Origin of the sequence: Acinetobacter sp. YH12233, from assembly GCF_013417725.1 — a bacterium.
In the GTDB taxonomy this organism is placed as follows: domain Bacteria; phylum Pseudomonadota; class Gammaproteobacteria; order Pseudomonadales; family Moraxellaceae; genus Acinetobacter.
In genome coordinates this window covers 38674-60604 of the sequence record NZ_VPDK01000020.1, presented here as the reverse complement: position 1 = coordinate 60604, position 21931 = coordinate 38674, and the positions used below count along the sequence as shown (strand labels likewise).

Sequence of the window (21931 nt, the reverse complement as noted above, 5' to 3'; positions counted from 1 at the left end):
ATGTACCAATAGTTAATCGTATTACGATTTAAATTGAGTAATAAGGCTGTTTTGGAAGCAGGAATATCAACACAAAAGCATTGAATAATTTTTTAATCTTGTAGTGACTTAATTTATTGTTTTCTATCATGATTCTAGACTAACATAATCATTTTGCTAGTCTAGAGCCTTATCTTATATTTTAATTAGTAAATTATAACTATTCTTGATAACACAATTCATTAAAAACCATAGTAATTCACGCTTTCTATCCATCAATTCATGCTGTTCGAGTCGTATAATTCGCGGGCTGTAATTGTATAAATGGACATAGTAAATGAAAACCGATCTTGAAATTGCCGCGATGCGGGATTCAGCTCAACAGGTTGTCGGTATTTTAAAGTTAATGGCCAATACGGACCGACTGCTCATTTTATGTCATCTCTCCCAAAATGAACTGAATGTCTCTCAAATTGAAGAGATTACCGAGATCAGACAGCCAACCCTGTCTCAGCAGCTCATGATTTTGCGTAAAAGCGATGCGGTAAATACCCGTCGAGACGGTAAACAGATCTATTATTCGATCAAAGACCAGAACCTGGTAGAAATGTTAAAAAAGCTTTATCAAATCTACTGTGTAAATCAAGCAGTCGCTTAAAGCTGCAATTTACCTCATTCGTCCTGTTTTATTTTAAAGCGATCTGCCTGATTTAAATTTTCTCTACTGAGAGTTTTAAGTCTTTTGCCTTGATCCTTTGTCCTCTCATTCATTTTTTAAAATGTGAATGATCACCTATTTATATCCTAAGACTTCTTAGCAGAATTTGTGCATAATATATCTATATTTGTGATTTAGACCTGTATATGCCAAATTTTAAGTCTAGACTGCTCAATAGACTCCCTGCCTGGTCATGGTTAAGTCAGTACAGCCCAGTGAAATTAAAATCAGATGTACTGGCTGCCCTGATTGTCGTCGCGATGCTGGTACCCCAAGGGATGGCCTATGCCATGCTGGCAGGTTTGCCACCGATTATGGGACTCTATGCCAGTATTCTACCAATGATCATTTATGCCTTATTGGGCGGCAGTACGACCTTATCGATTGGACCAGTAGCCATCATTTCCATGATGACCTTTGCCACACTGAATCCTTTATTTGAAGTAGGTTCTCCGGTCTATATTGAAGCGGCAACTTTATTGGCATTGATGGTCGGCATTATTTCCCTGCTTTTGGGCCTGTTCCGTTTTGGCTTTTTGATTCAGCTGATCAGCCATCCAGTCATTCAGAGTTTTATTATTGCTTCGGCTCTATTGATTGCTTTTGGACAGTTCAAATTTCTGGTGGATTTGCCTTTAAAAGCCAATAATATTCCCGAGCTGGTGAAAAGCCTGGTTGAATATTTGCCACTTTTGCATCTTCCGAGCCTGATCTTTGGCCTGCTTTCTATCGGCCTACTGGTTTATCTGCCAAAACTATTAAAATCTCAAGCGATACAAAGTCGGATCGGTTCGACTGATTTTCTGGTTCGAGCAGTTCCACTGATTCTGGTTTTTCTCGGTATTGCTGCCGTTCTGTTTTTGGATTTAAAAGTTCAAGGCATTAAAACGGTCGGAGAAATTCCTTCAGGCTTTCCGCCCTTGTCTTTCCCGCACTGGAACTGGGAACTGGTGATGACCTTATTACCGGGTGCCAGCATGATTGCCATGATCAGCTTTGTAGAATCTCTCTCTATTGCTCAGGCAACGGCGCTACAGCAGCGTAGCAATTTAAACAGTAACCAAGAATTAATTGCGCTCGGTGTAGCCAATATCAGTGCCGGAATCAGCTCCGCCTTTCCTGTAACCGGCAGCCTGTCACGTACGGTGGTTAATGCTGACGCTGGTGCCAAAACACCTTTGGCTGGCGTATTGTCTTCTTTATTGATTGTCGTGGTTAGTCTGTTTTTTACCAGCTTCTTTGAGGATCTGCCGCTGACCATTCTGGCTGCAACCATTATTGTGTCTATCTGGAAACTGGTCAATTTCCAGCCTTTCGTCGATGCCTGGCGTTATTCCAAAGCTGATGGCATTGCCATGTGGATTACTTTTTTTGGTGTGGTATTACTGGATATTACTACCGGTCTAATCGTCGGGATTATTTCGACCTTTATTCTTATGCTATGGCGCATCAGCCGCCCTCATATTGCAGTCGTGGGTCTGGTCGAAGGCACCCAGCATTTCCGGAATATCCAGCGTCATCAGGTGATGACTTCTGATCGGGTTCTATCTCTGCGTATTGATGAAAACCTAAGTTTTTTAAATGCGCATACTCTTAAAGGTTATCTGATTAATCAGTTAAGTTTAAATGACAAGTTAGAGCATGTGATTTTGAACTGCTCTAGTATTAGTGCCATTGACTTGAGTGCTTTGGAAACGCTGGAAGAGCTCAATGCTGAATTATCCAAACTGAATATTCGCCTGCACTTTGCAGAAGTGAAAGGCCCGGTATTCGACCGCTTGCAAGCCTCCAAACTCATGACACATTTGAGTGGCCGGATTTATCTAACCCATTTTCAGGCAATTCAGGATCTGGCTCCGGAAATCTTCGAGAAGCCTCAACATTATATGATTTAAGATTTTTTAATTCGTTGTATGATAGACATGCTGTCATGCAACGAATTGAACTGAAACATAACTGGAAATGATTGATTTAAATTCTATATTCATTTAAAAAATAAAGATTAAAAACCAATCAGTAAATCTGGCTATTTCTAAGAATTTTGTATGGAAATAATACGATCAAGATAAAAAACCATCTTAATTATTTATTAATTTTCAGTCACTTAAATATTATCTAAAAATATATTTTAAGCGATCCTTAATTTAAGTATAAAATAACGCAAATTTTTTTCGCATTTAGCCCTCGTAATTTTCACAAGGCAACCTTATGTTTTCTGCCCTATCGCGTCTGAGTTTAGTCTCCCGAATCATCATCGCCATTATTCTAGGCGTTGGTGTGGCTCTGTTATTTCCTGAAGCTGCACCTTCCTTAAGCCTGTTGGGTGATCTGTTTATTAAGGCACTAAAATCCGTCGCGCCAGTTCTGGTTTTCATTCTGGTTCTTGCATCAATTGCAAATTTCCAGGTTGGCCAGACCAATTCAACGATAAGACCTATTATGCTGATGTATGCTGTCGGCATGTTCCTGGCAGCATTAAGCGCTGTGATCGCCAGTATTTTATTTCCAAGCACATTGTTCCTGGATATTGCAGCGCAAGGTGATTTACAGCCGCCAGGCAGCCTAGGTGAAATTCTCAAAAATTTGGTGCTGAGCTTTGTAGCGAACCCGGTGGTTGCCATTGCTGAAGCGAATTTTATTGGAATTCTGGCATGGTCAATTGCGTTAGGAATTGCCTTCCGTCATGCATCACACACAACTAAAACCTGTTTAAATGACGCTGCCAATGCAATCAATTATGTAATTCGTCTGGTGATCAGCTTTGCGCCAGTGGGTATTTTTGGTCTGGTTGCCGTGACTTTTGCTGAAGCGGGCCTAGATACCTTGACCAGCTATGCGCATTTATTAGCTGTTCTGCTGGGTACCATGGTATTTGTAGCCTTGGTGATTAACCCGTTAATGGTCGGTTTCATTACCCGTCGTAATCCGTATCCACTGGTCTTTACCTGCTTACGTGAAAGTGGCATTACCGCGTTCTTTACCCGCAGTTCTGCTGCCAATATTCCGGTAAACCTGGACTTGGCAAAACGCTTAGGTGTGAAAGAGACTACTTCAAGCGTAGCAATTCCTTTAGGTGCAGCAATTAACATGGCCGGTGCATCAGTGACGATTACCGTGTTGTCTTTAGCTGCAGTAAATACTTTAGGTGTTAATGTTGACTTCACTACTATGCTAATTCTTTCTATCGTAGCGACTGTGTCTGCGTGTGGTGCTTCAGGTGTGGCTGGTGGTTCACTATTGCTAATTCCCGTGGCTTGTGGCCTGTTCGGGATTTCTTCAGATATCGCAATGCAAGTGGTGGCAATTGGTATGGTGATCAGTGTATTGCAGGACTCTACCGAGACTGCACTCAACTCATCTACCGATGTTTTATTTACAACAGCAGTAGACCGCGCTACAGATTGATTTTATATTGAAGAATCAAGATGTTTTTCTAATGATATTGCCATGCCATTACAGCGTTTACCATCGTGGGTTCAATTGGGTGCATTCTTCCTTGCGGTAAATGCCGGAATGATTAATGTATTAGGACTGGTGACCGTGTTGCATCAGTCCGTTTCACATATGACCGGTAACGTCAGTATGCTGGCGATGGCGCTGCTGGACTGGCAACCACGCCAGATTTTGTATCTGATTCTGGTTACGCTCTGTTATGTGATTGGCTCGATGTATAGCGGGCTGATTTTAGGAAATAGTCACTTTCGCTTGGGACGCCTGTATGGTTATCCTTTAAGCCTGGTGGCTTTTTTTATATTCATTTGCTGGCTGTTATTGCCCTATTTCCCGCGTTATGCCTTGTTATGGGCCTGTGTCGCGATGGGTGTACAAAATGCCATGGTCAGCCACTATAAAGGTGCGATTATCCGGACCACCCATTTGTCTGGTGTACTGACCGATTTAGGTCTGGCTATGGGCTATCGCCTGCGTGGTCTGGTAGTAGAATCCCGTAAAGTGATCCTGCATATGCTGATTCTGGCCGGCTTTTTGGTGGGTGGCATACTTGCCAGCTGGATTTATCCTTATTTAAAATTAAATGCATTCCTGGTCCCTACAGTGTTAAGCCTGCTGCTTAGCCTGACCTATTGGGTGATCTATTTACGTTATCGACATCAACACGACTAATTTCTGGAAATTCTCATGGTTAAAAATGCATTACAGGCACAATTGTTAAAGGCAGGCTTGGTCGATAATAAAAAAGCCAAAAAACTGTCTAAACAGGCTGTACATGAAAAACGCACAGGTGACAGTAAAGAAGCCGAAATCAAGGCCAAGATTGAGCAGGACAAACAGGAAAAGCTGGCTAAAGACCAAGCCATTGAACAGGCGAAAAAAGCCCAGTTGCAGGAAAAAGAACTCAAAGCTGCCATCATGCAGATGATTAACCAGCATAAAATCCGCGATACGGATGGCGAAATTAGTTATCAGTTTATTGATGACAGCAAGATCAAGAAAGTTTATATCAACCAGCAGATTTATAATGCACTGGTCGCTGGCAGTCTGGTGATTGCACGTGAAAATGAGAGTTATGCCTTCCTGCCTAAAGCTCTGGCGGATCGCATCAATTCAAAAATGGAAGGCTTTATCATCGTGAATAATTCAGAGAAAAATGAAGAAACTACTGATGAAGAAGATCCATATGCAGCTTATGTGATTCCTGATGATTTAATGTGGTAAACACATTTTCCTTAAAAGAAAAGCATAAATAAAAAAACCGGCATACTTGCCGGTTTTTTTAATCTGTTTCATTAAGTCTATGTCAGCTTGTCTTTTGCATATTCTTGTTTTAATAGATAGCAAATTTCACTCAATTCAAATCCTATGTGGAAACTTCAGATTTCATATAACAGGCTTTAAATGAAAGCGCTAATAACTAAAATTTAGTCTGTAAATATTCAATAAATCCCTCAATTTTCTTAATCACGTATAAGCAGATATGCAAAGGACTCACGTTATTTTGCTGAGCTTTTTCTACCCTATACTTTGCTCTTTCTAAGAGTGCTATTACATAATGTATAGAGCTTTTAAGAATTTTTTCGTATCTTTTTTTGAATACAAGTAACAATCAATTTTTTCAAAAGATTCATCATTAACCACTATCTCTAATATAGTGTTATTAATTTCATGGCTTATTGATTGCTCAATATGTTCCAGTTCATAGGAATGTAAGCTTGTGCTATAACTATTTGAAGATTTTTCATTTTTAATGATTAAGATTATATGATTTTAATCCTAGCACTATCCCCTAAAAAAAGTAAGTATATAAAATGTAAAATAAACATTAAGTTATGTTGAACTAACATAATAAACGCTATACCAAATTCTTTAATTCACTCTGACCTTTTTTAATTTTTTAAAGTTTAAAAAGAAGCATAGGAATACCAAGTTAGGCTGTTCTATCGATTTTTCACATTTCCTAGCCATTAACCAATCAATTTTCATTGATCTATTCAATCTGAATTAACCTCAAGGAAAAAAATACTGTTCCGATAAAATAAAAACAAATGCCTGAATAGTGATTAAGTTTGCAGCCTCTAAGAAAGATATGTTTTAAAAGGTTATCCAAGATTAAAAAATTGCGTTTAAACCTATAAACTCTAACAAATTTTTTGAGTTAAAGAGAAAGATCAGTTGGAACAGTTTAATTTTATTCAGAATATTCGAGATTGGGCCGATCAGTACCCATGGCTGGAAATGTTATCTTCACTGAGTATTGTGATTTTACTGGCCATCCTTGCCAATGTGTTTGCCAAACAGATTGTCGTACGCGGTATTCGTCAACTGATTTCCAAAATGCCCTTTGCCAATAATCAGATTTTTGCTGAACATAGTGTGATTCGCCGGATTTCCAATATTGTTCCGGCAATCGTGATCATGAACGGGATTACCACTGTCCCGCATTTATCCGATAAGGTGCAAACCTTTGTGCAAATGGGTGCTCAGGCGTTTATTTTCCTGACCATTGCTCTGGCACTCGGTGAGTTACTGAATATCTTTAACCTGATTTATCAGCGTAATCCCAAGTCACGCAACAAGCCGATTAAAGGTTATTTACAGCTGGTCAAGCTGATCATCTTCATTGTTTGTGGCTTGATGATTTTAGGCACTTTCCTGAAAAAAGATGTATTCACCTTGCTCGCTGGCTTTGGTGCGATGGCCGCTGTCCTGATGCTGGTCTTTCAAAATACGATTCTGTCACTGGTGGCTTCGGTTCAGATTTCATCTTATGACATGGTACGTATTGGTGACTGGATTGAAATGCCGACCCTAAATGCCGATGGTGATGTCATTGATATGTCATTACATACAGTGACTGTGCAGAACTTTGACAAGACTGTGACCACGATTCCGACCAATAAACTGGTGACTGATACCTTTAAAAACTGGCGCGGCATGCAGGAAGCGGGTGCCCGCCGGATCAAACGTTCAATTCATATTGATCAAACCAGCGTACATTTCATGACGGCTGAAGAACAGAACAAGCTGAAAAATTTTATCCTGCTGGATCAATATCTGAATACCAAATCAGAAGAACTAGAGAAGTTTAACCAGCAGCTCCAGCATCATTCACAATACAACCAGCGCCGTCTGACCAATTTAGGAACGTTCCGCGCTTATCTGGAATTTTATCTGCAACAGCATCCGGGTATTGCCAAAGATTTCTCATTGATGGTGCGTCAGTTACAACCGACCAGCGAAGGTTTGCCACTGGAAATTTATGCTTTCACCAATACGACGGTTTGGGCAGAGTATGAGAATATCCAGTCAGATATCATGGACCATATTCTGGCGATTATTCCGGAATTTGGATTGAAAGTTTATCAGGCGCCTTCTGGAAGTGATTTTAAAGAATCTTTTAACGCGAGTTCTTCATCTCCGATTATCACTTAAACTAACCTCTTAACTTAAGCCCGACATAATCTCTATTTCGGGCTTTTTTATTCTCAGTATTTAAAACGATTTCAAGCTCTTATTTTTAGTTTTCATATCAGCTGGCATAAATCTGGCATGAGTTTCTGCTCTGCAACCTAAAGTTTGATTTAGTTAAACATTTGTGGCAATTTCACTCAAATTCAGACTTCAAAAAGCAGAATCCTTTATAATCCTCGCAAAGAAAATACATGATAAGAGTACGTTAATGTTTCGATGGCTTGAACGGCTGGTAGACCCCTATCCCACCAAAAACCTGAATCAACCTTTACCCACCAGGTTTTTCCCCTTTGTCTGGCAAGCAGCTTATGGGGTACGCCGTTATTTGCTGATTCTAGTATTGTGTACCGCAGGTGCAGCCAGTTTTGAGGCCTTACTGTATTCAAAAATTGGTGATCTGGTGAACTGGTTGAGTCAAAGTCAGCCAGAGACTTTTTTAGATCAACATGCCAGCAACCTGACCTTATTGAGTATTATCTTGCTGGCCAATATCCTGTTTGCCAGTGCCCAGTCCCTGATCAAGCATCAGATTTTATACAGTAATTTCCCGATGCGTCTGCGTTGGCGCTTCCATAATTTATTGCTCAAACAGAGTTTGGACTTCTTCCATAATGATTTTGCCGGACGTTTATCGGCCAAAGTCATGCAAACGGCGCTGGCGATCCGGGAATTCTGGGTCATTTTGGGCGATATGTTGGCTTATGTGCTGATTTATTTCGTCACAATTAATATTGTTTTGGGTGCCATTTCACCCTTACTTATCTTGCCGCTTATGGTCTGGCTATTCTTGTTTATTTGTGCTGCTTGCTATTTCATTCCAAGATTAAGCAAAATTTCATCCTTACAAGCGGATGCGCGTGCAGTCATGACCGGACGTGTGACTGATGCCTATACCAATATTCAGACCGTAAAATTGTTTGCGCATGCGGGTCGTGAAAGCCAGTATGCCAAATCCTCTATGCAGGAATTTATGGTTACGGTGTATAAGCAAATGCGTCTGGGCGCTCAATACGAAATCAGCATTCTGATGCTGAGTGTTGTGCTATATGCAGGTGTGCTGGGTACTGCAATCTGGCTCTGGATGCAAGGTCAAGCGCAGCTCGGGATTATTGCAGCCACTACAGCGATGGTATTAAAGCTGAATAGTATTGCCGAGTTCATGATGTGGCAGACCTCTGCCCTGTTTGAAAATGTCGGTACCATTCAGGACGGGATGAAAACTCTAGGTCGTCGGATCAATATTCAAGACAAAGAAGATGCGAAAGAACTGGAGCTAAAACACGGTGAGATTAAATTTGATAATGTCACTTTTGCCTATAATGAAAAACCGGTCATTGACCAGTTTAATCTGACCATTCGCCCAGGTGAAAAAATCGGCATCGTGGGGCGTTCTGGAGCTGGTAAATCGACCCTGATTCAATTGCTATTGCATTTCTATCATCTGAATCAGGGCCGTATTCTGATTGATGATCAGGATATTGCCGATGTCACTCAGGACAGTTTGCGTAAAAATATTGCGCTGGTCACTCAGGATACGTCTTTGCTGCATCGTACCGTAGCTGAAAATATCAAATACGGTCGTCCGGATGCAACTGATGAAGAGATGTTTGAAGCTGTACGCAAGGCCAAAGCAGAAGAATTTATTCCGAATCTGACTGATTTGCGTGGCCGTAGAGGCTATGACGCCTATGTAGGTGAACGTGGCGTGAAGCTTTCTGGTGGACAGCGCCAACGTATTGCCATTTCCCGGGTATTCTTGAAAGATGCACCGATTCTGATTCTGGATGAAGCCACCAGTGCTCTGGATTCTGAGGTTGAAGCGGCTATTCAGAATAGTCTGGATGACTTGATGCAAGGCAAAACGGTTATTGCGATTGCGCATCGTCTTTCTACCATTGCGCAGATGGATCGTCTGATTGTGATGGATCAAGGTAAAATTGCCGAGCAAGGTACGCATGATGAACTGGTGGCCTTAAACGGAATCTATGCGCAGCTATGGCAGCGTCAAACCGGCGGGTTCTTGGTACAGCAACATGCCAAAACTGATAACTTACACGAAGCATAATCGCTCTATTCAGTAGTAGCTAAGCTCTACAACAGAAACCGAAGCATTCTATTTGAGTCACTTGAATAGCCATGCTTCGGTTTGCTTTTATGGGAATATCAACTATTCCACAAGCATTTTTAAATTCCAGATTATTCAAAAAACAGCCCTATTCTGAATTAATAGAAATCTGTAGGCTTAAAATTAAATCCCTAAAATATCTCTGGTTTACATTGATTTCCAACTTTAAGTTGAGCTACTCTGCTTGAAGTTGATTAAAATCTGCTTGTGGAAATTGCCACAGCTTTGTCCAACAATTTTTATCAAGAAAATGGCTTTTTCATGCCAATATGAAGTGAAAATAAAAAAATTTGAATGAGTGCAACGGATCGCGCATGAAAACAATAGCTCCACGCCAAGACCAAGGTATTCCAGGTGTATACGGTCTCTTGCTTCTCGATGTCATTTCCCGCTGGGGGTATAATAATGAGTCGCTTTTTAAGCCTTTTGGCCTGACCAGTGAACAGTTGGCAGATCCTGATTACCGTATTCCGACCCCTGTGGCCAATGAACTGGTCAAGCATGCCCTGAAGCTCACTGGTGAACCGACACTGGGTTATCACTTAGGTACCCAGATGCGGATTTCGATTCATGGCTTTATCGGTTATGCCATCATGACGGCGAATAATATTACCGAAGCTCTGGTGCTAGCGAACCGATTCATTCAGTTACGTTTACCCTTCCTGCAGCTATTTTTCTCGACCTTTGGCGCTAAGGCAACCGTACAGTTGCAAACTGATATTCAGCTGGAACCGCTTCGCACCGAAATTTCAATTGCCCTGATGATTGGCCTGATCAGTATGGCCAAAGCCATTACCGGGGTTAACGATGCAACCGGTGAAATCGACTTTGATTTCAAAAAACCGGAAGGTTTTGAGCGCTTCATGGCGAAATTTCCTACGCATCAGTTCCGTTTTGAACAGCCGCATTTAATTTTAAGCTTTGATAAAAGCTACCTGATGAACAAGTTGGTACACGCTGATCCGATTGCTAGCCAGATTGCGATTAACCAGTGTGAAGCTGAATTATCGGCACTTGGTGAACGGCACCGGATTGCCATGCGGGTACGGGATATTCTGACTCATTCCGAACAGCATTATCTGAGTATTGAAAGCGTAGCTGAACGGCTGCATATGTCGGATCGAACCTTAAAGCGTCAGTTGGCCGCTGAAGGTACTTCTTTCTCTACGCTAGTGGATGAAGTGCGCTACCGGCATGCCACTTCCTTATTATCCCGTACAGACTTTACTCTGGAGCAGATCGCTGATGAACTTGGCTATAGTGATGTGGCCAATTTTAGTCGGGCGTTTAAGCGCTGGAGTGGTCGTAGCCCGAGCAACTGGCGTAAAGATCCTTATTTATAAGCACGGATAAACCTTTTGTTTTGGCCAAAAAGAATGTATAAAACATATCAAAAATGATCTTAAGATTTTTAGGGAGTTATCAATGAATCATCCTTCAGAATTAAAGTACGCAAGTACGCATGAATGGGTACGCATTGAGGGTGATCTTGTTGTGACCGGTATTTCCGACCATGCACAGGATGCATTAGGTGATCTGGTTTATGTAGAAGCACCAGATCTTGACTCACATATTACTGCGGGCGAACAGGCTGGCGTGGTTGAATCAGTGAAAACTGCTTCTGATATTCATGCACCTGTCTCTGGTACAGTGGTTGAAATCAATGCTGCGCTTGAAGATGATCCTGACTTCATTAATGATGACCCGTATGGCAAAGGCTGGATCTATAAAATCAAACCGGACAATATGGCAGATGTAGAAAAGCTATTGTCTAATACAGAATATGAAGCTGGCCTATAAGCTACTTTGATTTAGTATGGAAAAATAAGAATCAGCCTGCGGGCTGATTTTTTTACGCATTGAAAACTTCGTATTTAAAGCTCACCATCAAATACAATGTATTTATATCGGAATTTTATTGTATTTTTCACACATTTTTCTTAAAGTCTTTGCTGTACCTGCTATCACTCGCATCAGATAGCTCAGGCTGCTTTATAAAAATAATATTCATGCTCATCGCAGCATTTCCCTATAGATCAATTTAGGAAAATTATGAAATCCAATCTATTGCCTTTATGGACCAAGCCTTTTGTGCTGTGTCTGGCCAATAACCTGTTTTTATTTATTTTCTATTTTGCACAAACCACGATTTTACCGATTTATATCCTGAAAGAATTAGGCGGAAACTTAGCCCAAGCTGGTCTGGCCATGACCTTGTTCATGATTTCAGCGATTGCTGTACGACCATTTAGTGGCCTAATTATTGAAAAATTGGGTATCCGTAAAACCCTGATTGTTTCTGGAATCTTTTTCAGTCTATTTTCCCTAGCCTACCTGCTTGCCGATCAGTTGACGACCTTATTTATCATCCGTTTTTTGCATGGGATCTGGTTTAGTATTTTGACTACCGTCTGTGTCCCTGTAGTAAATCAGTTTATTCCAGAACAGCGTAAAGGCGAAGGCATGGGCTATTACGTCATGTCAGTCAATCTGGGTATTGTTCTAGGACCATTGATTGGCTTAAGTCTGATTGAATACTGGTCTTATTTTCAGATCACAACGCTGCTTATTGCATTAGTTTTTATCGGATTTGCTTTCTGCTTAATGATTCCGGTCAAAGAGCCTGAGCACATCATTCAAACTATTCCTGAGAAAAAAGGACTGGTGTTGTCTGATGTTGTAGAAAAGAAAGCATTGCCTGTTGCTGTTCTGGCAGCTCTGATTTCTTTCTCTTATGCCAGCATCATGTCTTTTATTGCACCTTTTGCTGCCAGTAAAAACCTGATGGCTTATGCCAGTTTATTCTTTGTCGTATTCGCCATTTCCATGATGAGTTTACGTCCGATTACCGGAAAAATTTACGATCGCAAAGGTCCACAATATGTGATTTATCCTGCGCTACTCATCTTTAGCTTAGGACTCTTTTTACTCAGTCAGATTCAGACGTTGGGGGGATTCCTGCTGGCTGCGGTATTGATTGGTATCGGTTTTGGCAGCGCACAACCTTGCATTCAAACACTGGCCATTCAACGTGCACCGAAACACCGGATTGGTTATGCTACTTCGACCTTTTATACCTTCTATGATGTAGGAATTGCGGTCGGTTCGCTACTGATTGGGGCGCTTATTGCGACTTATAGTTATCAGTTCGCCTTTATTCTCTGTAGTTTACTCACCTTATGCAGTATTGTTTACTTTAAACTGGTCGTTCAAGTTAAGACTGCCTAATACAAGTTAATATCTAAATATAATAAAAAAACAGGCAGATGAACTGCCTGTTTTAATTCTGACACGAAGATGTATTTATTCAGATGCTGAAGTATTTTCCTGTTCTTTTTCTTCAGCTTTCGGTTCTTGCATCATCGTGAATTGTGTTGCTTCTCCAGCAGCAGGATTATCCTGGCGGTTGCTTTTCAGCTTGATCTGTAAACGTAATTCATTAGTCGAATCAGCATTACGCAATGCTTCCTCATAAGAAATCGCACCCTCGTTATACAGGTCAAATAAGGCCTGATCGAAAGTCTGCATGCCCAGTTCACGAGATTTGCCCATAATGGCTTTCAGCTCATGAAACTCACCTTTTAGAATCAGATCAGAAATCAAAGGTGTATTTAACATGATTTCAATTGCAGCCCGACGCCCTTTTCCATCCTGAGTACGAATCAGACGCTGGGAAATAATCGCCTTCATATTCGAAGATAAATCCATTAATAACTGATTACGGCGTTCTTCCGGGAAGAAGTTAATAATCCGGTCCAAAGTCTGGTTAGCATTATTGGAATGCAGTGTACCCAGACATAAATGTCCGGTTTCAGCAAAGGCAATTGCGTGTTCCATGGTTTCGGTATCCCGAATCTCACCGATCAGAATTACATCGGGGGCCTGACGCAAGGTATTTTTCAGCGCATTGTGCCAGGAATGGCAATCGACTCCAACTTCACGGTGAGTAATCATGGATTTCTTGTGTTTATGTACATATTCCACCGGATCTTCCACGGTAATGATATGCCCCGCCGAATTTTCATTGCGGTAGTCAATCATCGCTGCCAGAGAGGTCGATTTACCTGAACCCGTTCCTCCTACAACCAGTACCAGACCGCGTTTTTCCATAATCACGTGTTTCAATGATTCTGGTAATTTCAGTTTCTGGAAATTTGGAATTTCTGCCGTAATGGTCCGGATTACCATCCCGACCTGAAGCTGTTGTACAAAAACATTTACCCGGAAGCGCGATACACCCGGTACAGTAATCGCGAAGTTACATTCTAGTTCAGCTTCAAACTCTTGACGCTGTTTATCATTCATCAAGCTATAAGCAAACAGTTTGGTTTTTTCAGCAGTAAGAATTTGTTGTCCAAAGGGCTTCATTAAGCCCTGATGTTTAATACTCGGTGGAAAATCTGCGGTAATAAATAAGTCTGAGCCCCCATATTCCACTACTTTGGTCAGCATGTGATGCATGAATTTTTTTGCTTCGTCCAACAGTTCTGCCGTGAACATTCTCTTCCCCTGGAAATACACAATTACATGAATTTAAATGCTTGATTCATGCCAATATCATTTGATTTTTATTGTGCAGCGTTTTTTTTAAAGCCTCAAACAGATTTGATTTATAAAGAAAATATTTTTTAAAATTTATATGATGTAGTTCAATTAAATATCAATTAAGTAGACATATATTGCCTTTTAAAACCTATTTCATTTTAAAAGAATATTACAATGAAAAAGATCATATTCAGGATAAATGCAAGACGGTGAAACTGAATTCACCAGGCAAGTAAGGATAAAATTAAAAAATTAGATAGGTGGCCTAAAACTGCCTTGCTTAAAAGCCACCATTAAAGAAGATTTATGACTCAGTTCTATTGAACTGAATAGTAGTCTGTTTATTAAAAAGCCAAGATTAATCAGGAGAAAGTGCACGCGATCTGGACTGTTCCAGAAGTGAAATCTGTGCATTTTCTGCCTGTAAAACAGGATTAATACGACTGCTCTTCAGCTTGATTTGCAAACGTAATTCATTGCTGGAGTCTGCATTACGCAAGGCTTCTTCATAAGAAATAATGCCTTGGTTATATAAATCAAATAATGCCTGATCAAAGGTTTGCATGCCCAGTTCCCGCGAACGAGCCATAATCGTTTTAAGTTCATGGAATTCACCTTTACGAATCAGGTCAGAAACTAAAGGAGTATTTTGCAGAATTTCTACCGCAGCCCGACGACCTTTACCATCTTCAGTGCGAATTAGCCGCTGAGAAATCACGGCTTTGATATTAGCTGATAAATCTAGCAGTAACTGATTACGGCGTTCTTCTGGAAAGAAGTTAATAATCCGGTCCAGTGCCTGATCGGCATTATTAGAATGGAGTGTTGCAAGACATAAATGGCCAGATTCAGCAAAGGCAATTGCATGCTCCATACTGTCTGTATCCCTGATTTCGCCAATCACGATAACGTCAGGTGCCTGCCGCATGGTATTAATCAGTGCATTGTGCCAGGAAACGCAATCTACACCAATTTCACGCTGGGTGATCATCGAGTTTTTATGCTGATAGACATATTCCACCGGGTCTTCGATCGTAATAATATGCCCTTCAGTATGAGTATTACGATAATCAATCATGGCTGCCAATGTAGTCGATTTCCCGACACCCGTTGCACCAACTACCAGCACCAAACCACGTTTCTGCATGATGACCTGTTGCAATGAAGCTGGTAAGCCTAACTGCTCAAAGCTTGGAATATCTGTCGTAATGACCCGAATCACCATGCCTACATTGTGCTGTTGCTGGAAGACATTAACCCGGAAGCGCGACACGCCCGGGATGCTAATACTAAAATTGCATTCCATCACCGATTCAAATTCCTGAATCTGTCGCTCATTCATCAAGGCATAAGCAAACAAACGGGTCTTATCGGCTGTGAGTTTCTGCTGGCCAAACGGTTTCATTAACCCTTGCTGTTTGATACTGGGCGGGAAATCAGCTGTAATAAAAAGATCGGAACCACCATATTCAACGACTTTGGTCAGCATATGGTGCATAAATTTACGTGCTTCATCGAGCAATTCAGTTGTATACATAGCAAGCTTCCTAGGATCATTACTCATCCGCTGTTTAAAAACAGTATCAGGCTGACCTCTAATAAATTATTGTTATTGTTTATTTTTTTAAATTAATTATTTTTTATGAATTTTTTAAAATCGTTTTAATACTCATTGTTTTAATTTTCAAAATATCGAATTGTTGCTTTCAGCATTTAGAAAAATACTTCTGAACAACCATATCCGATCATAATATCTTTCCTCAACGAATTGAGGAAAGATAAGATCGTGAGTTTAAGCGCTACGCTTTAAACTTTCGCATCGCAGTGAATCAGCCATATTTAACAATAATTGCTCGGTTTTTGTCCAGCCCAGACATCCATCAGTCACTGACTGGCCGTAAACCATATCTTCAGAGATTTTCTGATTGCCATCGACCAGATGACTTTCGAGCATTACACCCCGCACATTGCTGTGCAAACGTTCAGCGACGATTTGCTCCAGCACTTCAGGTTGTAGCATTGGGTTTTTTGAACTATTACCATGACTGCAATCAATAACCAGGGCCGGCAAATCGGTTGAGTGTTTCGCTTTAATTTTTTCAATTTCAGACAACTGGTAGTTCGGACCACTATTTGAACCACGCAGGATCAAATGTGCTTTTGGATTCCCTTTTGAGCTCAGGATACACGGCAGACCCGATTGGCTCATGCCCATGAACTGATGTGGATTGGAAGCTGACTGAATAGCATCAAGAGCAATTTGAATCGAACCATCTGTCCCATTTTTGAAACCGATGCTGTACGGCATATGGCTGGAAATTTCACGGTGAATTTGTGATTCACTGGTACGCGCGCCAATCGCACCCCAGGCCAATAGATCATCGAAATACGCCGTTGCCATTGGACTTAAGATCTCTGAGGCAATCGGCAGGCTCATGCCAATCAGTTTTAGGTACAGTGCACGAGATTTTTCCAGACCCAATTGCATATTGGATGAGCCATCGAGTTCTGGGTCATACAGGAAGCCTTTCCAGCCTACGGTGGTACGTGGTTTTTCAATATAGGCCCGCATAACCAGGAAAATTTGATCAGAAACCTGTTCCTGAAGCTGTTTTAATTTTTCTGCATATTCCAGTGCGGAAGCTTCATCATGAATGGAACATGGTCCGGTAATCACCATTAAACGGTGATCTTTACCCTCTAAAATATTTTGAATAATTTGACGCTGTTCAGCGACTTGTACAGCCAATTGCGGAGACAGTGGCAATTGCTGCTTAAGCTGCTGTGGTAAAGCTAAAATGGTTTCTGTTTGATGTTGTTGTGATGTATGTGCAATATTCATGACTTTAAATCCTGGGACTGGCAATCAGTCCAAACTTTTATTTGAGCGTTATGGGTCTAATCGAAGATGTCGAAAGCGTCATTAGCTGGCTAAAGTAAGACCAATAAAAGTTGCTAAAGTATGAATAGTTAAAGTTTGTCATGGCTGTCTCCAAAAAATTGTTAAATCACATGCATAAAAAAACCTGATCAGGGTTGCCGATCAGGTATTAACTGGTGGGCAACCTTTTCATTGCCCAAACGCATTCAGGCAATTATCTAAACTGCCAGAAATAAAAATAAGCGTTTGAAATGATAGGTTGCTTTAACATGTTTATGTCTTTCATAAAAATGTGAATCTGAAATTAAAATACGCGCTCTATCCAGTTTTGACAAGTAGTAAATATAAAAAAATATTTATCAGTATTTATACTTTTACTTATCGCCCTAGAATTCTAACCTTTCAGATATTAATAATGGACAAAGTCGTGACGGTCAGCAGACTTTGCCCATTTCCTTAAAACCAAGAGCATATTAGATCTTGGTTTTGGCATTTGCAATTAACGGGTTACGCGATTCCATGCATCACGTACTGCAAATTTTGCCTGTTCCCAGTTCAAGCGTGACTGGCCTTTTGCCTGTTCCCATTTTACTTTCAGATCGCTTTCTACATCTTCAAAACGGGTATTGGCATCATATGCCCCACGGTTTTCATAACCGACACGATAGGCCGCATCATAGTCACGATCGTAATCTAAATCGCTATACGTGGTACGGGCATCTGAATAATAAGGGGTTTCAACAGCATTATCTCGCCAGAAAGCTGCTTCTTCAGTCGGGTTCACAGCTTCGCCTACGCCTTTACCTGCGAGACCACCGACCACTGCCCCAACAACACCGCCTACTGCTGCACCGACCGGACCGCCTGCTGCACCGACTGCTGCACCTGCAGCTGCACCACCGGCGGCACCTACGCCTGTGCCAATAGGATGTGCACCTGGCTCGCCGCTAATTGGATCGGCGTTTAAATCATCACGGACATCTTTAGGAGAATTTTTAATACGATCAAATCTATCATTCGACATAGAGCTTATCCTTATTCTTTAAAATGATTCTTAAACATGGTTTTAATCGCGTCTATCGATACGCTTCTATTCACTATAAGCATCTGGCATGTAATGACCTTAGAAGCCTTGTGTTTTTTAGGTAAAGCTCTGTGGTGCTTTGATAGGCAAATGTATCTGATATACCTTAATTATTAAAATAAAAAGGCCGGTGTTCACCGGCCTTTATGAAGTTTAAATCGCTAAATCATCTTAATCAAAATGAATCACGCTACGGATCGACTTGCCTTCATGCATCAAATCAAAGGCTTCATTGATCTGTTCTAATGGCATCGTATGTGTCACAAATGGTTCTAATTGAATTTCGCCTTTCATGGCCTGCTCAACCATGCCCGGTAATTGAGAACGACCTTTAACACCACCAAATGCCGTACCCATCCATTTACGACCAGTCACTAACTGGAATGGACGAGTCGAGATTTCTTTACCTGCACCTGCTACGCCAATAATCACAGACTGACCCCAGCCACGGTGTGCACATTCTAGTGCTGAACGCATTACGTCGACATTACCAATACATTCAAAAGAGTGGTCTACGCCCCAACCGGTCATTTCCACAATCACTTGCTGAATTGGCTTGTCATAGTCTTTTGGATTCACAAAATCAGTAGCGCCAAACTGTTTAGCCAGTTCGAATTTATCTGGATTGGTATCCACGGCAATAATACGGCCGGCTTTGGCCTGGCGAGCACCTTGTACAACTGCAAGACCAATACCGCCTAAGCCAAATACAGCGACGCTATCGCCTTCCTGTACTTTAGCAGTGTTATGTACTGCACCAATACCTGTAGTCACGCCACAGCCTAATAAACACACTTGCTCATGGTTAGCTTCAGGGTTAATTTTCGCCAGAGAAACTTCTGCAACGACTGTATATTCAGAGAACGTTGAACAGCCCATATAATGATAAATCGGCTGGCCATTATAAGAAAAACGGGTAGTTCCATCTGGCATTACACCTTTACCCTGAGTCGCACGAACCGCTACACACAGGTTGGTCTTACCCGATTTACAGAACAGACATTCACCACATTCTGCTGTGTAAAGTGGAATCACATGATCACCCGGTTTCAGACTCGTCACGCCTTCACCTACCTCAACGACCACACCCGCGCCTTCATGGCCTAAAATGGCTGGAAATACGCCTTCCGGATCATCACCAGACAAGGTAAATGCATCGGTATGACATACGCCAGTATGGCTAATTTTTACCAGTACTTCACCTGCTTTTGGTGGAGCAACATCTACTTCCACAATTTCTAATGGCTGACCTGGGCCAAATGCAACCGCTGCACGTGATTTCATGTAAAACGATCCTTTTATTACTGATTTACAGATGGTTAACAGTAACCTCTTTCTATTCGGAGATTCAACCATTAACATCACAAGTTGAGGAATAAAACCCCTATAACTAATGGAACATCAATGACTAAGCCCTCGTCAATTACATGTTTAAGTATTTTTGTTTTTAGCCTGACTATTTCTGGCTGTGAATTAGCTCCCAATACAGCAAAAGAAGAAGCTATTACTCCAGTACAATCGACCCACTGGATCAGAGAGGAACAACTGCCACAGATTCAGGAAGGGAAAACGGCTTATCTGCCTTTATATGACGGTTTTATGAGTATGGCGGCAAGGTTATATCTGATTAATCAAGCCAAATACCATCTCGACCTGCAATATTACATCTGGAAAGATGACTATATTGGCAACATGATCCTCTCCCAATTATTAAAAGCCGCAGACCGTGGCGTGAAGGTTCGGGTTCAGATTGATGACCAGAACGGAACTCAACTGGATGATAAGCTGCTGGCCTTAGCCCAGCATCCCAATTTCGAAGTCCGACTATTTAATCCTTATAAATTCCGTCAATTGCGTGCCCTAGATTACGGATTTCGTATGAAATATGTTAATCCGCGCATGCATAACAAACTGATTATTGCGGATAGTACGGCAGCGGTCACGGGTGGTCGGAATATCAGTAGTGAATATTTTGATGCTAGTGAGGATTTTCAGTTTAGCGATGTCGATATTTTCTTTGCCGGGAAACCAGCTCACGATGCGAATCAGACCTTTATCAAATTCTGGAACGATGATCTGAGCTATGATATCCGACAAGTTCTAAATGATTCGGGTAATCCACAACTTTTAAAACGACTAAGAACTGAATTTAAAGAAGATGAAGTCGATAAAAATGAATTGAAACGCCGAGTCGGTATTGCTGAACAGCAGATTGATGAGCAGTTGAGAAAGCGCCCAATCAAATGGGGAAATGCCTATTTTGTTGCCGATGCCCCTTCCAAGGTCCGTCGTAGCGCCCAGAATGGCGATTATATTTATACCCATATGCTGGAACTTATGGGTGAACCCAAAGATCATCTGGAACTGGTTTCTTCTTATTTCATTCCTACTCAGGAAGGTGCGGATTATTTAAGTAAACGTGCCCAACAGGGTGTCAAAATCAGAATTTTAACCAATTCGTTCCAGGCAAATGATGTCGCTTTGGTTCATGCCTATTATCAGCAATACCGTAAACAGCTGCTCAAGAATGGGATCGAGCTCTGGGAATTCAAACCTTATATTGAACGACCAAAACGGACCTGGTATGAAATTATGACCGGTAATATTATTCCGGCCAAAAATAAGAACAGCTCCAGTCTACATGCCAAATTCTTTGATCTGGATGGCATGGTATTTATCGGTTCCTTTAACTTTGATCCACGCTCTGCCTATTTAAACACTGAAGTCGGTCTGGTGATTGAATCAGATCAACTCCAAGATGAAATTACCAAGTCTTTAAACCAGTATTTACCCAGAATGGCTTATCAGCTGAAGTTAAATAAACAGGGTGAGATCATTTGGCTGGAACATCAGAAAAATGGTTCAGTGATTCAGCATAATCATGACCCTGAAACGACACAATTCCAGCGTTATATGATGAATCTGGCGACAAAATTCCCCGGAGAATGGTTGATGTAATGACAAATACATTGCAATCAAATTACATTTAGTGTGATTTTTCCTTAATTGATAGTTGGCTTTGGATATTTTGGATCTTTATTGGTGATAAGCTGAACAATATAAAATTGACTAAATCTATAAAGCAGGTTTTTATACTTATATTTTTCAGCTTATTTCTTATACATTAATCAGATCAATACCTACAAAGGTTTTACCTATTCCGTTGATTGCTCTAAAATTACACTTTTCCAGTATTTTGCGAATTTTCGCTTTCCACTCCCATGCAATTTTTTGATTTAAGTCGTCAGTTTAAACTCAGTGATATTCTCACCCCTGTTAAGACCTTGCAGGATCTGTCTCAACAAGAATGGTTTTTAGCCAAAATACGGGTTGAACATGACTGCCTGTCTGATTCGGACTTGGTCGAAGGTCAGGTCGTACTTAAATCTAATCAGAATATCCAGGTCGAACTGGAATGGCTGATTCAGGATACCGGTTATGAATTACAGGTGCTATTCAAAGGTGTTGAAACCGAAGCTTCTGAAGAAACACTGGTGATGGTTAAAGGCGCGCAACTGGTCGATGAACAACAGCAACTGATTTCTGCACAAGCTTTAAGTTTATGGATTGACGGGACATTACTCCCGATGTTGCCGAATATCCGCAAAGAAATTAAAGCGCGCTTAAACCTGTGGGATTATGTGGAATATGATGGTTAATTCATTTTTCCAT

The 21931-nt window shown here is 41.1% G+C and carries 17 protein-coding genes and 2 pseudogenes; 12 read left to right on the top strand and 7 right to left on the bottom strand.

Annotation, left to right across the window (positions count from 1 at the left end):
- Positions 1-130, bottom strand: a pseudogene (locus FTV12_RS10420) (IS1595 family transposase); the annotation flags it as partial.
- A 186-nt stretch (positions 131-316) separates the two neighbouring features.
- Between FTV12_RS10420 and FTV12_RS10415 the strand changes: the two are divergent.
- From FTV12_RS10415 to FTV12_RS10395, 5 genes are all read left to right on the top strand, one after another.
- Entirely contained in the window at positions 317-637 is a 321-nt protein-coding gene (locus FTV12_RS10415; RefSeq protein WP_179992606.1) for a metalloregulator ArsR/SmtB family transcription factor, read from the top strand.
- 206 nt (positions 638-843) lie between these two features.
- Positions 844-2592: a SulP family inorganic anion transporter gene (locus FTV12_RS10410; protein ID WP_179992607.1), complete on the top strand. Its 1749-nt coding sequence runs from the start codon at positions 844-846 to the stop codon at positions 2590-2592.
- A gap of 313 nt (positions 2593-2905) precedes the next feature.
- Positions 2906-4102 carry a serine/threonine transporter SstT gene (gene sstT, locus FTV12_RS10405; protein ID WP_004785593.1) on the top strand — a complete coding sequence of 399 codons (1197 nt, stop codon included), beginning with the start codon at positions 2906-2908 and terminating at the stop codon, positions 4100-4102.
- Positions 4103-4144: 42 nt separating this feature from the next.
- Positions 4145-4819, top strand: coding sequence for a YoaK family protein (locus tag FTV12_RS10400; protein ID WP_104426089.1), 675 nt, complete (start codon positions 4145-4147; stop codon positions 4817-4819).
- A 15-nt stretch (positions 4820-4834) separates the two neighbouring features.
- Positions 4835-5371 carry a DUF2058 domain-containing protein gene (locus FTV12_RS10395; RefSeq protein WP_104426088.1) on the top strand — a complete coding sequence of 179 codons (537 nt, stop codon included), beginning with the start codon at positions 4835-4837 and terminating at the stop codon, positions 5369-5371.
- 196 nt (positions 5372-5567) lie between these two features.
- On the opposite strand, the pseudogene FTV12_RS16635 reads toward FTV12_RS10395, so the two are convergent.
- Positions 5568-5895 (bottom strand): annotated as a pseudogene (locus FTV12_RS16635) (hypothetical protein).
- 430 nt (positions 5896-6325) lie between these two features.
- On the opposite strand from FTV12_RS16635, the gene FTV12_RS10390 reads away from it, so the two are divergent.
- The 5 genes from FTV12_RS10390 to FTV12_RS10370 all read left to right on the top strand — a co-directional run bounded on the left by FTV12_RS10390 (position 6326) and on the right by FTV12_RS10370 (position 12977).
- Positions 6326-7585 (top strand): mechanosensitive ion channel family protein, encoded by a 1260-nt coding sequence (locus FTV12_RS10390; RefSeq protein ID WP_125278616.1) that lies wholly within the window; start codon positions 6326-6328, stop codon positions 7583-7585.
- 247 nt (positions 7586-7832) lie between these two features.
- Complete coding sequence (locus FTV12_RS10385) at positions 7833-9689, top strand: ABC transporter ATP-binding protein (RefSeq protein WP_179992608.1); 1857 nt, start codon at positions 7833-7835, stop codon at positions 9687-9689.
- A 374-nt stretch (positions 9690-10063) separates the two neighbouring features.
- Entirely contained in the window at positions 10064-11092 is a 1029-nt protein-coding gene (locus tag FTV12_RS10380; RefSeq protein ID WP_104426084.1) for an AraC family transcriptional regulator, read from the top strand.
- Between the two features lie 82 nt (positions 11093-11174).
- The gene (gene gcvH, locus FTV12_RS10375) at positions 11175-11549 is read left to right on the top strand and encodes a glycine cleavage system protein GcvH (RefSeq protein ID WP_104426083.1); all 375 of its coding nucleotides are present in this window, start codon (positions 11175-11177) and stop codon (positions 11547-11549) included.
- Positions 11550-11801: 252 nt separating this feature from the next.
- On the top strand, positions 11802-12977 hold the full coding sequence (locus FTV12_RS10370; RefSeq protein WP_179992609.1) for an MFS transporter: 1176 nt from the start codon (positions 11802-11804) through the stop codon (positions 12975-12977).
- Between the two features lie 75 nt (positions 12978-13052).
- Here the strand turns inward: FTV12_RS10370 and FTV12_RS10365 are convergent, their stop codons facing one another.
- The 5 genes from FTV12_RS10365 to FTV12_RS10345 all read right to left on the bottom strand — a co-directional run bounded on the left by FTV12_RS10365 (position 13053) and on the right by FTV12_RS10345 (position 19543).
- The gene (locus FTV12_RS10365) at positions 13053-14249 is read right to left on the bottom strand and encodes a PilT/PilU family type 4a pilus ATPase (protein WP_125278619.1); all 1197 of its coding nucleotides are present in this window, start codon (positions 14247-14249) and stop codon (positions 13053-13055) included.
- Positions 14250-14652: 403 nt separating this feature from the next.
- A complete protein-coding gene (locus tag FTV12_RS10360; protein WP_180011007.1) occupies positions 14653-15831 on the bottom strand; it encodes a PilT/PilU family type 4a pilus ATPase in 1179 nt (392 codons plus the stop codon).
- A gap of 255 nt (positions 15832-16086) precedes the next feature.
- Complete coding sequence (locus FTV12_RS10355) at positions 16087-17136, bottom strand: 3-deoxy-7-phosphoheptulonate synthase (RefSeq protein WP_180011009.1); 1050 nt, start codon at positions 17134-17136, stop codon at positions 16087-16089.
- A 538-nt stretch (positions 17137-17674) separates the two neighbouring features.
- A complete protein-coding gene (locus FTV12_RS10350) occupies positions 17675-18199 on the bottom strand; it encodes a hypothetical protein (RefSeq protein WP_159122907.1) in 525 nt (174 codons plus the stop codon).
- 231 nt (positions 18200-18430) lie between these two features.
- Positions 18431-19543 carry an S-(hydroxymethyl)glutathione dehydrogenase/class III alcohol dehydrogenase gene (locus FTV12_RS10345; protein WP_166138145.1) on the bottom strand — a complete coding sequence of 371 codons (1113 nt, stop codon included), beginning with the start codon at positions 19541-19543 and terminating at the stop codon, positions 18431-18433.
- Positions 19544-19663: 120 nt separating this feature from the next.
- On the opposite strand from FTV12_RS10345, the gene FTV12_RS10340 reads away from it, so the two are divergent.
- Both FTV12_RS10340 and FTV12_RS10335 read left to right on the top strand, forming a co-directional pair.
- A complete protein-coding gene (locus FTV12_RS10340; protein ID WP_180011011.1) occupies positions 19664-21217 on the top strand; it encodes a phospholipase D family protein in 1554 nt (517 codons plus the stop codon).
- Between the two features lie 263 nt (positions 21218-21480).
- Entirely contained in the window at positions 21481-21918 is a 438-nt protein-coding gene (locus tag FTV12_RS10335; protein ID WP_125278624.1) for a hypothetical protein, read from the top strand.
- The last annotated feature ends 13 nt before the right edge of the window (positions 21919-21931 follow it).

Excerpts from the sequence above, each read along its gene's own strand:
- FTV12_RS10345 (WP_166138145.1), bottom strand. The coding sequence starts at position 19,543 with ATGAAATCACGTGCAGCGGTTGCATTTGGCCCAGGTCAGCCATTAGAA.
- FTV12_RS10355 (WP_180011009.1), bottom strand. The coding sequence starts at position 17,136 with ATGAATATTGCACATACATCACAACAACATCAAACAGAAACCATTTTA.
- FTV12_RS10400 (WP_104426089.1), top strand. The coding sequence starts at position 4,145 with ATGCCATTACAGCGTTTACCATCGTGGGTTCAATTGGGTGCATTCTTC.
- FTV12_RS10395 (WP_104426088.1), top strand. The coding sequence starts at position 4,835 with ATGGTTAAAAATGCATTACAGGCACAATTGTTAAAGGCAGGCTTGGTC.
- FTV12_RS10350 (WP_159122907.1), bottom strand. The coding sequence starts at position 18,199 with ATGTCGAATGATAGATTTGATCGTATTAAAAATTCTCCTAAAGATGTC.
- FTV12_RS10340 (WP_180011011.1), top strand. The coding sequence starts at position 19,664 with ATGACTAAGCCCTCGTCAATTACATGTTTAAGTATTTTTGTTTTTAGC.
- FTV12_RS10415 (WP_179992606.1), top strand. The coding sequence starts at position 317 with ATGAAAACCGATCTTGAAATTGCCGCGATGCGGGATTCAGCTCAACAG.
- FTV12_RS10385 (WP_179992608.1), top strand. The coding sequence starts at position 7,833 with ATGTTTCGATGGCTTGAACGGCTGGTAGACCCCTATCCCACCAAAAAC.
- FTV12_RS10360 (WP_180011007.1), bottom strand. The coding sequence starts at position 15,831 with ATGTATACAACTGAATTGCTCGATGAAGCACGTAAATTTATGCACCAT.
- FTV12_RS10365 (WP_125278619.1), bottom strand. The coding sequence starts at position 14,249 with ATGTTCACGGCAGAACTGTTGGACGAAGCAAAAAAATTCATGCATCAC.
- FTV12_RS10335 (WP_125278624.1), top strand. The coding sequence starts at position 21,481 with ATGCAATTTTTTGATTTAAGTCGTCAGTTTAAACTCAGTGATATTCTC.
- FTV12_RS10370 (WP_179992609.1), top strand. The coding sequence starts at position 11,802 with ATGAAATCCAATCTATTGCCTTTATGGACCAAGCCTTTTGTGCTGTGT.
- FTV12_RS10380 (WP_104426084.1), top strand. The coding sequence starts at position 10,064 with ATGAAAACAATAGCTCCACGCCAAGACCAAGGTATTCCAGGTGTATAC.
- gcvH (WP_104426083.1), top strand. The coding sequence starts at position 11,175 with ATGAATCATCCTTCAGAATTAAAGTACGCAAGTACGCATGAATGGGTA.
- sstT (WP_004785593.1), top strand. The coding sequence starts at position 2,906 with ATGTTTTCTGCCCTATCGCGTCTGAGTTTAGTCTCCCGAATCATCATC.
- FTV12_RS10410 (WP_179992607.1), top strand. The coding sequence starts at position 844 with ATGCCAAATTTTAAGTCTAGACTGCTCAATAGACTCCCTGCCTGGTCA.